Origin of the sequence: Romboutsia sp. 1001713B170207_170306_H8 (genome assembly GCF_015550495.1) — a bacterium.
GTDB lineage: Bacteria > Bacillota > Clostridia > Peptostreptococcales > Peptostreptococcaceae > Romboutsia_E.
Genome location: NZ_JADNAX010000001.1, coordinates 833,833 through 846,703 on the forward strand (window position 1 = coordinate 833,833; position 12,871 = coordinate 846,703).

11 protein-coding genes are annotated in these 12,871 nt (G+C 26.9%); 8 read left to right on the forward strand and 3 right to left on the reverse strand.

Annotation, left to right across the window (positions count from 1 at the left end; translation table 11 throughout):
- Positions 1–17: 17 nt before the first annotated feature.
- The 7 genes from I2A66_RS03985 (at position 18) to I2A66_RS04015 (ending at position 9,475) form a co-directional block, all read left to right on the forward strand.
- On the forward strand, positions 18–1,268 hold the full coding sequence (locus I2A66_RS03985) for a cation:proton antiporter (RefSeq protein WP_147516597.1): 1,251 nt from the start codon (positions 18–20) through the stop codon (positions 1,266–1,268).
- Positions 1,269–1,445: 177 nt separating this feature from the next.
- Positions 1,446–2,234: an FAD binding domain-containing protein gene (locus I2A66_RS03990; protein ID WP_147516596.1), complete on the forward strand. Its 789-nt coding sequence runs from the start codon at positions 1,446–1,448 to the stop codon at positions 2,232–2,234.
- On the forward strand, positions 2,234–2,683 hold the full coding sequence (locus tag I2A66_RS03995) for a (2Fe-2S)-binding protein (RefSeq protein WP_122639898.1): 450 nt from the start codon (positions 2,234–2,236) through the stop codon (positions 2,681–2,683). The genes I2A66_RS03990 and I2A66_RS03995 overlap by 1 nt, the downstream gene beginning before the upstream one ends.
- Position 2,684: 1 nt before the next feature.
- Positions 2,685–4,949: a xanthine dehydrogenase family protein molybdopterin-binding subunit gene (locus tag I2A66_RS04000; RefSeq protein ID WP_147516594.1), complete on the forward strand. Its 2,265-nt coding sequence runs from the start codon at positions 2,685–2,687 to the stop codon at positions 4,947–4,949.
- A gap of 145 nt (positions 4,950–5,094) precedes the next feature.
- The gene (locus tag I2A66_RS04005) at positions 5,095–5,970 is read left to right on the forward strand and encodes an AraC family transcriptional regulator (RefSeq protein WP_147516593.1); all 876 of its coding nucleotides are present in this window, start codon (positions 5,095–5,097) and stop codon (positions 5,968–5,970) included.
- A 131-nt stretch (positions 5,971–6,101) separates the two neighbouring features.
- A complete protein-coding gene (locus tag I2A66_RS04010; RefSeq protein WP_122639895.1) occupies positions 6,102–8,486 on the forward strand; it encodes a glycoside hydrolase family 31 protein in 2,385 nt (794 codons plus the stop codon).
- Between the two features lie 197 nt (positions 8,487–8,683).
- On the forward strand, positions 8,684–9,475 hold the full coding sequence (locus I2A66_RS04015) for an EFR1 family ferrodoxin (protein WP_122639894.1): 792 nt from the start codon (positions 8,684–8,686) through the stop codon (positions 9,473–9,475).
- Between the two features lie 127 nt (positions 9,476–9,602).
- Here the strand turns inward: I2A66_RS04015 and I2A66_RS04020 are convergent, their stop codons facing one another.
- From I2A66_RS04020 to I2A66_RS04030, 3 genes are all read right to left on the reverse strand, one after another.
- Positions 9,603–10,196: a DUF1638 domain-containing protein gene (locus tag I2A66_RS04020; protein WP_195250999.1), complete on the reverse strand. Its 594-nt coding sequence runs from the start codon at positions 10,194–10,196 to the stop codon at positions 9,603–9,605.
- Between the two features lie 41 nt (positions 10,197–10,237).
- Entirely contained in the window at positions 10,238–11,161 is a 924-nt protein-coding gene (locus tag I2A66_RS04025; RefSeq protein ID WP_195251000.1) for a CPBP family intramembrane glutamic endopeptidase, read from the reverse strand.
- Between the two features lie 156 nt (positions 11,162–11,317).
- The gene (locus I2A66_RS04030) at positions 11,318–11,755 is read right to left on the reverse strand and encodes a hypothetical protein (protein WP_122639892.1); all 438 of its coding nucleotides are present in this window, start codon (positions 11,753–11,755) and stop codon (positions 11,318–11,320) included.
- A 186-nt stretch (positions 11,756–11,941) separates the two neighbouring features.
- On the opposite strand from I2A66_RS04030, the gene I2A66_RS04035 reads away from it, so the two are divergent.
- The gene (locus I2A66_RS04035; RefSeq protein ID WP_147516591.1) at positions 11,942–12,598 is read left to right on the forward strand and encodes a pentapeptide repeat-containing protein; all 657 of its coding nucleotides are present in this window, start codon (positions 11,942–11,944) and stop codon (positions 12,596–12,598) included.
- The last annotated feature ends 273 nt before the right edge of the window (positions 12,599–12,871 follow it).

The following is a 12,871-nucleotide window of genomic DNA, read 5'->3' on the forward strand; positions in this document are numbered from 1 at the left end:
ATAAAGGGGAGGCAGTTATGGAGACATATATACACACAATAGATTGTAACAATTTATTAATAATATTTGCTATAGTTGCATTGACAGGGATTATATGTAGCAAAGTGAGTGAAAAAATAAAGATACCAGATGTGGTACTTTTTTTAATTGCAGGAATGATACTTGGTCCATCATTTTTAAAATTTATAGATATAAGCAAATATGGAGTAGAGAATCAATTAATATTAACTTTTGGATCAGCATTTATATTGTACTTAGGAGGAAAAGAAATAAGTTTAAAGGTATTAAAGAAAGTCAAAATATCTGTACTTTTACTTTCTAGTGTAGGAGTTTTAATTTCTGCATTTGTAATGCAGTCAATTATAGGATTCACATTTAATACTAGCTACATGACTGCATTACTTATAGGTTCAATAATAGCATCAACCGATCCTGCAACATTAGTGCCTATTTTTAATAGTGTAAAAATAAATAACAAAGTAAAACAGACAGTAATAAGTGAATCAGCTTTTAATGATGCAACTGGTGCTATATTAACATCAGCAGTACTGGCTATAATTTTATCCGGAACATTCTCACTAAAATCAAACTTATATGAGCTTATTATTATGGTAGTTGTAGGGATATTAGTTGGCGTTGCAACAGGACTTGTACTATTAGCTCTAGTAAATGATAAGCCATATGGTATATTTAAAGAATATACACCTATAGTATCTGTTTTATCAGTTGTAATTGCATATGAGCTATCTACTGCACTTGGTGGAAGTGGGTATATGTCATGCTTTATTGTAGGTATAATAACTGGAAATAAAAAGAACTTTAAATTATGGTTAAGTCAAAAACACTATGATACAGACTGTCATGTTGTAGAGACACTAGGTACAATTTGCAGGATGGCTATATTTATAATATTAGGAACTCAAGTAGATTTAGCAGTGCTTGGAAAATATTTAATTCCATCAATACTTACCGTACTTGGATTAGTTTTCATAGCAAGACCTATTTCCGTCTTAGTATGTACTATATTTGATAGAAAAGCAAAATGGAATAAAAGAGAAATACTCTTTATGATGTGGGTGAGAGAAACTGGGGTAATACCAGCAGCTCTTTGTGGTATTATAGCATCTATGAAGATACCTGGATATGAAATTATGTCTTCAGTAGTTTTTATGACTATATTAATAACATTAATAGTGCAGGGAAGCAGTACAAAATTTGTAGCTAAAAAACTAGGATTATTAGATGAAGATGATAAAGACAGTAATTAAAATACAAAATCCATATCTATAATTTAACATAGATATGGATTTTATATTTAAGCTAAAAACGTACATAAAACAAGAATGAGTAATGAATATAATGATTATTACGAATTTTAATGTCGAATAAAAGAGAAATATGGTATAATTATAAAGATTAAAAGAAAACTTACAGGGAGGAAAAGTATGTTTACAGTTATGGAAATGGTTCAGCCTAAAACGGTTGAGGAAGCATACGAGATATTGACAAAAAGAAAAAATAATCAAGTTATAGGTGGAAGTGCTTGGCTAAGAATGGGGAGTAAAAGAATAGGTACAGCTGTAGAGTTATCTCAGCTAGGCTTAGATTACATAAAAGATAGTGGAGATTACATAGAAATAGGTGCAATGACTACTTTTAGAAGTTTAGAAACTAGCAAATTACTAGAAGAAAATTTTGGTAGTATAATAAAAGACTCTGTAAAAGATATAATAGGAGTTCAATTTAGAAATGTAGTAACAATAGGTGGAACAATCTTCTCTAAATTTGGTTTTTCTGATTTAATAGTGGCTCTACTTGCTCTAGAATGCGAAGTGAAACTAGTGAGAAATGGAAAACTAGCTTTACGAGAGTTTTTAAATAAAGAATATGAAAAAGACTTACTTACTAAAATTTATATAAAGAAAAATAACGTAAAAGCATCATATAAAAGTTTAAGAAATGCACAAAGTGATTACGCATTATTAAATGTTTCTGTATCTAAATTTGAAGATAAAGTAAAAATATATGTAGGTGCAAGGCCTCAAATAGCTACTCTTGCAATTAAAGCTAGCGAGTTTTTATCAAATAATGAATTGACTGATGAGAATATAGAAAAAGCAGCTTTTATGGTTAGTGAAGAACTAACTTTTGGAACTAATATGAGAGCAACTAAAGAATATAGAAGTTTAATGAGCAAGGTACTTGTAAAAAGAGCATTAATGGAGGTCAGATAATGTTAGTAGAATTAAAGGTAAACTCAAAAAAGTATAAAATAGATATAGAGCCAGAGGAACAATTAGTAGATACACTTAGAAAAATAGGAAACTTAAGTGTTAAAAGAGGTTGTGATACAGGATGTTGTGGACTTTGTTCTGTCTGGATAGACAAAAAGCCAACATTATCATGTGCAACACTTACTGTAAGAGCAATAAATAAAGAAATAACTACAATAGAAGGATTAGAAAAAGAAGCTGAAGAATTTGCAAAAATACTTATAGCAGAAGGTGCTGAACAATGTGGTTTTTGTTCACCAGGATTTATAATGACAGTGCTTGCAATGAAAAATGAACTTGAAAATCCAACTGAAGAAGAAATAAAGCATTATTTAACAGGAAATCTATGTAGATGTACAGGATACATGGGTCAATTAAGAGCAATAAAAACTTATATGGGGGTAAAATAATATGAGTTTAGTAGGAAAAAGTATACCTAAAACAGACGGACTTGCAATAGCAACAGGTAAACCTGTGTATACAGATGATTTATCATCAAAAGATGCATTAGTAGTAAAAATACTTAGGAGTCCACATGCAAATGCAAAAATAAAAAATATAGATACAAAAAGGGCAATGCTTGTACCAGGAGTAGAATGTGTACTTACATATAAAGATGTACCAAATACGAGATTTACACTAGCTGGTCAAAGTTATCCAGAACCATCTCCATATGATAGATTAATATTAGAAGATAGGGTAAGATATGTAGGGGATGAAGTTGCTATAGTTGCAGCAGTAGATGAAAAAACTGCAGTTAAAGCACTAAAAATGATTAAAGTTGAATATGAAATATTAGATGCAGTTATTGATTTTGAAACTGCAATAGATAATAAAGTAATAGTTCACGAAGAAGAAGTACATACAAACTTTGATATAGGAATGCAAAGAGAAAGAAATATAGTTGCAACTCATGATTATACTAAAGGGGATGTTGATAAGGTATTAAGTGAGTGTGATATAGTTTTAGAAGAAACTTATTATACTCAAGCACAAGCACAAGCTATGATGGAAACATATAGGGCATATAACTATTTAGACCATATGGGAAGACTTGTTGTAATATCTTCAACACAAATCCCTTTTCATGTAAGAAGACATTTATCTAGAGCTCTAAATATACCTTCAAGTAAGATAAGAGTTATAAAACCAAGAATAGGTGGAGGTTTTGGTGGAAAGCAAACTGCTTGTGTAGAAATTTTCTCAGCACTTGTTACTTTAAAAACTGGAAAACCAGCTAAATTAATATATGATAGAAAAGAAACATTTAACTGTTCAAATAGTAGACATGCTATGAAAATGAATGTAAAAATAGGGGCTACTAAAGATGGTGTTATAAAGGTAATAGATATAAATGCTTTATCTGATACAGGAGCTTATGGAGAGCATGCATCAACTACATTTGGACTAGTTGGAGAGAAAAGTATACCGATATATAATAAACTAGAAGCTGCTAGATTTAAGGGTAATGTAGTTTATACTAATAAAATGCCATCAGGAGCTTTTAGAGGATATGGAGCAACTCAAGGATGCTTTGCAGTTGAATCAACTATAAACAAATTAGCTACTAAGTTAAATATGGATCCTGTAAAATTAAGACTTAAAAACATAGTCAAAGAAGGTGAAGTTACTTTTGCATATAATAAATCTATAAATAGTGCAAATTTAGCGGAATGTATAAGAAAAGGTAAAGAGATGATAAAATGGGATGAAAAATACCCATCACGTGACCTTGGAAATGGAAAAGTAAGAAGCGTTGGAATGGCACTTACTATGCAAGGTTCTGGAATAGCTGGAATTGATACATCTTCAGTTGAGATAAGGCTAAATGATGATGGGTTCTATACGCTATATGTTGGTTCTACTGATATGGGAACAGGAAGTGATACTATACTTGCACAAATGGCATGTGATATTTTAGAAACTACTATGGACAAGGTTACTGTTGTATCTGCAGATACTGATATAGTACCTTATGATCCAGGATCTTATGCATCAAGTACAACTTATGTTACTGGTATGGCGGTAGTTAAAGCATGTCAACAATTAAGAGAAAGGATAATAGAAGTAGGAGCTAGTAGGCTAGAGATAGCTAAAGAGCTTGCTGAGTTTGATGGAGAGAAGGTATTCTGTGATGATAAATCTATATCTGTATTTGATTTAGCTGTTGATTTTACAGTTGGACCTAATAAGATTCAGTTAAATGGATTTGCATCTCATGGAAGTCCAGTTTCACCACCTCCTTATATAGCAGGATTTGTTGAAACTGAGATTGATAAGGAAACTGGTAAGGTTGAGATTATTGACTATGTTGCAATAGTTGATTGTGGTACTGTTATTAATAGAAATCTTGCTACTATACAAACTGAAGGTGGTATAGTTCAAGGTATAGGTCTTGCTTTATTTGAGGAAGTAAGATATTTAGAAAGTGGTCAAATGGATAGTAATAGCTTTATGCAGTATAAGATTCCTGCTAGAAGTGATATTGGTACTGTTAGAGTTGATTTTGTTGAGACTTATGAGCCAACAGGTCCATTTGGAGCAAAAAGTATAGGTGAGGTTGTTATTAATACTCCTGCTCCTGCTATTCAAGATGCTATATATAACGGTGTTGGGGTTAGAATTAATAGCCTTCCGATGACTCCAGAAAAGATATTCATGGATATGAATAACTAGTATATAGTTTTTATGTAATTATATATCAAAAACACATTGATAAATTTATCAATGTGTTTTTTTTATGAAATAAGAAGAATTATGATATATTATAAATATAAATTTAAAATAATATAGATTAATTCAGTTTATTGAGGGGGATATTGTGAAAAAAACAGAGACTAATCATAAAACTTATATGTATATGCCGGAGAAAGATTTTGTAGTTTATTATTATAAAGATACTGAAATTCCCGAGGTACCACTTCATTATCATGAATTTTATGAGTTACTATTTCTTATAGATGGAAATTTAGATTATATAGTAGAAGATTATATATATCATTTAGAAAAAGGAGATCTATTATTTATACCTCCAGGTGTGTTTCATAATCCAATTATTCATAATTTTGATGTACCTTATGAAAGATATGTACTTTGGATATCTGTATTTGCCATTAATAAAATTTTTGAGCTAGATGAAGATGCGGACATTTTTAAAGACGAATCTTTTAATAAATCATTTTTACTTAGAAGTAAAGGATATATTGCATCAACACTTCAAGGCGCTTTTAAATCACTTTTTGATTCTTATGAAGAAAAGAAGTATTGTTATAAGAGTGAAGGTTATTCAATTATTATTCAAATTTTAACAATGTATAATAGAGAGTTATACAATAGAACAAAAAATATAATGAGTGGAAGTAAAGATACATTAATAAGTAGTATATTACACTATATAAATGCACATATAACAGAAGATTTATCTTTGGATAATATTGCATCAATATTTTTTATTAACAAATATACTATATCTCATAAATTTAAAGATGTTATGAATATATCATACTACCAATATGTTATACAAAAAAGATTAAGTATAGGAAAGCAGCACTTATTAGAAGGTATGCCTGCTAATAGAGTATATAAGGTTTGTGGTTTTAGTGATTATGCATGTTTTTATAGAGCATTTAAAAAAGAATATGGGTTTTCTCCAAGTAAATTAAAACAAATTCATAAAGAATGTATGAATATATACTAAAATATAGAATTAAAAAATAGCAAGAATAACAATAATTAAAGCAATTATATGCATTTTAATTGTAATAAAAATTAAGTATACTAATATAAAATTTAAATATAATAAAATTTATGAGTATATGGAGATTAAATATGTCGATTAGAAATTTTAAGTTTAAACTTATAAACAATAAAGATAATATAGTTAGCTTTTCTAGTGAAGATATAGTTGCTAAAGTACAAGTATTAGAAGAGGATATATTAAGAGTTATAATACATAAAGAAGATGGATTAAAGTTAGATAAAACATGGTTAGTTGCTCCTGGCATGGATGATATACCTTTTGAAGGAAGAGATAAGTTTGATACAACAGGATTTAGCTTGCCAGAATTTAAATTAGATGAAAGTGATGAATTTGTAAAAATATCTACTTCAAAAGTGGAGGCATCAATAAATTTACTTAATTTTAGGATTACTTGGTATTATGTAGATGATAATAAAAGAGTTGAATTTATGAGAGATAGACAGACTCAAGCATATAATTTTAAAGGAGAGCTTGGTGATGGTATATATCACTATATAAATAGAAATAGAAGAGAACAGTATTTTGGCTTAGGTGAGAAGGCAGGAAATTTAAATAGATATGGAAAAAGGTATAGAATGCTAAACATAGATGCTATGGGCTATGATGCAGAGAGTACAGATCCACTATATAAACATATACCTTTTTATATAACTAGAGATGAAGAAACTAATTTATCTTATGGTATATTCTATGATAATATGTCTAATGCAATATTTGATATGGGTCAAGAGTTAGATAATTATCATGGACACTATAGATATTTTTATTCAATAAATGGAGATCTAGATTATTATGTAATTGCTAAAAAAGATATACCATCTATAGTTAAAACATTCAGTTGGATGAGTGGTAAGACAACATTTTCACCTAAATGGAGTTTACACTATTCAGGATCAACTATGACATATACAGATTCACCAGATGCAGAAGAGCAGTTAAAGAAGTTTGTTGATTTATGTGAAGAAAACGATATACTAAGTGGATCATTCCAATTATCGTCAGGATATACATCAATAGGTGATAAGAGGTATGTATTTAACTGGAATAGAGATAAGATACCTTCACCTGAGAAACTGACAGAGTATTTTCATAAAAAAGGTTTAAGATTATGTGCAAACATAAAGCCGGCTTTATTATTAGATCATCCAATGTTTGAGGAGTTAAAAGAAAGAGGGTTATTTGTAAAAGAAGAAAATTCTGATACACCTTATTTATGTCAATACTGGGATGAATTAGGTGCACACTTAGACTTTACTAATATTGACACTATAAATTGGTGGAAAGAACAAGTAACGAAACAGCTTTTAGAGTATGGAATAGATTCTACATGGAATGATAATAATGAATATGAAATATGGGGAAATAATAAATTAAATGGATTTGGAAAAGAGATAGATTTAGAGCTTGTTAGATCTATAATGCCATTACTGATGATGAAATCATCATTTGAAGCTCAAAAAGAGTTTAATCCAAGTGAAAGACCATATTTAATATCAAGATCTGGATGTCCAGGGATACAAAGATACGTTCAAACTTGGAGTGGAGATAATTACACTTCATGGAAAACACTAAAATATAATATAAAAATGGGAAATGGATTAAGTTTGTCTGGAATATACAATCATGGTCATGATATAGGTGGATTCTCTGGAAATGCACCAGAGCCAGAGTTATTTGTAAGGTGGGTACAACAGGGAATAATGTATCCTCGATTTACAATACATTCTTGGAATGATGACAAGACTGTAAATGAGCCATGGATGTATCCAGAATACACAAAAACTATATCTAATTTATTGAAGCAAAGAAATCGTCTAATACCATATTTATATGACTTACTTTATAAAGCACACAAATATTACGAACCGATAGTAAAGCCAACACTATATGATTTTGGAAATGTAGATAAAAATACATTTGAAGAAAATGATGAATTTATGCTAGGTAATGCATTATTAGTTGCTTGCGTAGTGAATAAAGGTGATAAAGAGAGACTTGTATATCTTCCTAAAAATGATTTTGGATGGTATGATTTTAATACTCATGAATGGTATGAAGGTGGAAAGACAGTTACGATACCAGCTCCTTTAGAGTATTCACCAGTATTAGTTCAAGGTGGCAGTATAATACCTATAAATGAAGCCGATGTAACCTTTAATAGCAAAGAAAATGATGAAAGAGCATTTTATATATTCCCTCCAAAAGGAAATTCTACATTTGAATATAAATTCTTTGAAGATGATGGAATTACAAATGACTATGAAAATAATCATTTTTTATATAAATTTAATGTAATTACTACTGATTTTGATATATCAATAAGCTTAAAAACAGAAGGTAAATATAATGTAGGATATAATAGTATATCTATTTATTTACCTAAAGATGAGAATAGAGTTTTTAAGATAAATGGAAGCATTTTAGATAAAAATTTGAAGTATATTTTAAAATAATTATTTATTTTTTAATAAAAAGCTACTAGATTTAATCACACATCTAGTAGTTTTTTACTTTATTCAAAACCATTATTATAAATTTATTCAGAATAAGTTTAAATAAAACGTAATAAATTAATAGGTTACTAAATAATATAATTTTATATGATAGAATATCTAGTTATAATAAATTTTTATGGAGATGATTAAAAGTTATGAATAAGATAGGGATTATATATTTTTCTGGAACAGGAAATACAAAGTTTGTATCCAAAAATATAAAAACTGAGTTAGAAAGATATAGAAAAGAAGTTAAATTAATAAATATAGAAAAAGATATAATAAATCCAAATGACTATGAATCATTGATAATAGGAGGTCCTATATATGTAGAAAGATATCCAGATATATTACTTGAATATGTAGAAAAGTATCTAGGAGAATATCAAGGAAACTGTATGCTTTTTACTACTCAAGGAGCTAAGAGGGAAAGTTTTGCATTTCAACATTTTATGAATAGATTTCCATTTATTAATATTAGATATTGTATGTATATACCAATGCCTAATAATTTCTATAATTTCATGTTTGAAATGTCGTCAAAAGAAGAAGAGAAACAATTAATAAAAGAGAGTGAAGTATTAATAAAAAAAGAAATAAAAGATTTTTTTAATGGAAAAATAAAAGTTTATCCCAAAAATAATTTTAATGTAACTATGGTAGATAAGATTTATAAGATATTTTATAATTACTATACGAGATTTTTAACTAAGAAGATTAATATTGATATAAATAAATGTAATAATTGTAAACTATGTGAAAAGAGTTGTCCTGTTAATTGTATTAAAATAGAAGAGAATGCTAATTTTAATAAAAACTGTATACTTTGTCAAAGATGCATGAGTCATTGCCCAAACAAAGCGTTTCTGTATAAGAACAAATCATTTATACAATATAATCCTAACTTTAAAGAATTTAGTGAGACTTTAAATGATAAGATAGAGTAAAGTTGATTAAATAATTAATAGTAAATCAAATATAAAATTATTAGAAGCCAATATTGCCATTAACAATAAAATAAAAGTATGTATCACTAATAATAGTGATACATACTTTTTTATGTAAATAATAAAGTTATAAAGAAGTTTTTATAGCATTAACAATTTTACTTTTAAAAATATTAATATCAGTATGTTCTACTTCTATAGGAACCTGAATTTTTTCGAATAGGTCAAAAATTATATCATCAGTTATATCACAAGAGCTAGTATCTGCGACTATAATATTTTCATATTGACCATATTGTTGTCTAATATCATAAATATCAACAGCATTTGCAAACTTATTTAATTCATCAAACTTAGTAACCCATCCAGACGTTATATATAAATTTTTATTATCAATAATACTTCTTTTATTTTTTTTATCTTTGATTATTAATTCCATACAATTTGCTTCACTAAAAGTAATAACATTATCATAATTTTTTAAAAAATCATGGAACTTATAATGGCATTTACTTCCATATAGTAAAATAATTTTATCTGCATCAATCTTATTTAAATTATTAACTATCTCTGATTTTAACTTATTTAAATTTACATGAAGGCCAAAGGGCAAATATTTTAGATTAATATCATCGTCAAAGATTTTTTCTTCTTTAATTTCTTTTAAAACTTCATTTAACTCGGGTTCAAAAACACCACATGATAAGATGAAGACTTTCATAAAAGCGATACCTCCTTTTAAATGTAAATACATTATTTGATCTAATATATAGAATGGGAATTAAAATATTCTTTTTTATCTAAATAAGTTAAAATACCAATAGAAAGAAGTAATACAACAGTAGCACTAAGACCTGCCTCAGGTCCAAAAATTCCACCAGATATAAACCTATTTCCAACTAAGTTTAAATCTATTAAACTTGAAACCTCAACATTTATACCACTAACTTCAAATCCAAATAAATTACCTTGGGCAAAATTCCAAGCAGAATGCATACCACAAACAGTCCATAAATCATTAGTTTTTATAACATATAGGCCATAAAAAATACCAACTAATACTATATTTATTACAGCAATAAAGCTTACATTAGGATTAGTTAAATGTAATAAACCAAATAAAGTTGATGATATAAATAAACCTATACCAATATTGTATCTTGCTCCTAAAATGTTCATTAGCCATCCTCTAGTTACAATTTCTTCAGTAGTACCTTGAATAATCCATCCTATTAAAATAATTAAAACTCCACTTAAAGCAGATATACCAATTGGCTGAGTTGGATTATTTTCAAGACTTACAAATCCAAATATAAATAATATTAAAACCACAGCACACATCATAAGTATTCCAATAATAAATCCTAAAGAATATTTTTTGATCCAATTATTTTTATTAAATCCAATAGAAGAAAATTGTCTTTTTTCTATGAACTTTACTCTTATAAATACTAGGAGAGATATAAATATAAATGAAACTAATGTTATTAATAAAAATAATAAATCTTGGTTACTTTGAAATATATTAAATCTATTTAAGATAAGATATAAAGGGGTTACACCAATGGCCCCAATAAGTGAACCTATATTCATAAATATTAATGTAAGAATAATTGCCCAGACAATGTTAGGTAACTTCTTACTTTTTTTAGCTTCATCTATAAGGCATTCATTTTTAACAAACATATAAAATCATCCAATTATTATAAAGTCTTGCATATTAATTGTAGTTATATTTTTATATAAAATCTAGTTAAATTATAATTTTATATAAGAATATAAAGAAATAAGTGAATACTTTAATAGCATTCACTTATTATTTTATTTAATATTATTAATAAATTATTTTAGACCTAAATCTGAAAGCATCTGTGATATTCCGTACGTCTGGTCATATTTAGAGTAGTATTCACTAAAAACATCATCAACAGATGAATCTTGATAAACATCAAATTCAATTCCTTTATATTCAGATTTGATACACTTTAAAGTAGTATTATTTAAATAATTTTTTAATCTTAATATATAATCTTTTATATCTTCATTAGGTAAAACTTTTAATTCGTCAATATTTTGAGCTACTATGTATGCTGATTTATTTATTTCTTCAGATGAAATACTTTCACTTAGTTGAGATTTTATATGTTCTAAAAATTCCTCAGTAAGTTCTAATTCATCTAAATTTTCATCTTTTAAAACGTATTGGATTTTATCTAAAATCATAGCATTATTCCATTTATATTTATTAGAAGTATCCTGATTATTAAGTTTATTATTCATTTTTATTATCTCCTATTTAAATTTAATGTTATTATATCAAAATTATAAGTATTTATCATCAATATCAACGTATAATAACCTTGTTATGGTATAGGTTATATGTTAATATTAGGAATACTTATATAAAAAATAATTAATACAATGATTTATATATAACTATATAAACTTTTAAAATATGGAGGCAAAATGAATAATAAACCAAAAACAGAAATAGGATTAAAATATAATAAAGCAATAAAAATGAATAAAAATTTTATGTATCAAGATTTAAAAAGAAGTAATTGTTACAATACGTATTTTTCAAACTCAAATTTTAACTTTACAAGTTTAAGAGGAGCACATTTTAAATCTTGCAATTTTTATGGATGTACATTTAAATCATCAGAAATAATAGGAGCAAATTTAAAGAAAAGCAAATTTAAGAATGCAAAATTTGAAAATACGGTATTTGAATCTACTAATTTAGATGATGTAGATTTTTCAGGAGCAAAATTTAAAAATGTAATATTCTTAAATACAGATATATCTAAATCAAAAAATCTTAATATAGATTCATCTAAAGTAAAAATATTCAAGGAAATGCCAGTGATAGAACTTAGTGAAAGATTAGAATGTGCAATAAAAAGTGCAATGGAAAATGAATTTGTTAAAAAATCTAGAACATTAGATACTAAAGATGGTGGAATTAATTTTGTAAGTATAATGATACTTTTAGAAAACTTTAAAGAAAAGCAATTAATAGATGGATTAATGCTAATAGGGGAAAGAATAGATAAAGAGTTTTGTACATTAAGTTATATAATAAAAAACTTAGAAATTTATAAATCTCAAGGTTTATTATAATTTAAATAAAATGATATAATAGATAATTCATAATACCATTTTATTATTTCATATATATTAATATTAAATGTTTAAAAGGGGATATAAAATGAACGATTTAAAATTAAATATATATGAAATTGTTCGCAATGTGGTTGTAAAAGTATTTATTATAACACTAATAAATTTAGAATGAATTCAAATGGAAATAATATAGAAAATGCTCTTCAAGAAAATAGTATCTTGGAGAGTTTTTTATTAAAAATAAATAAATATTTCATGATAAATACCTTG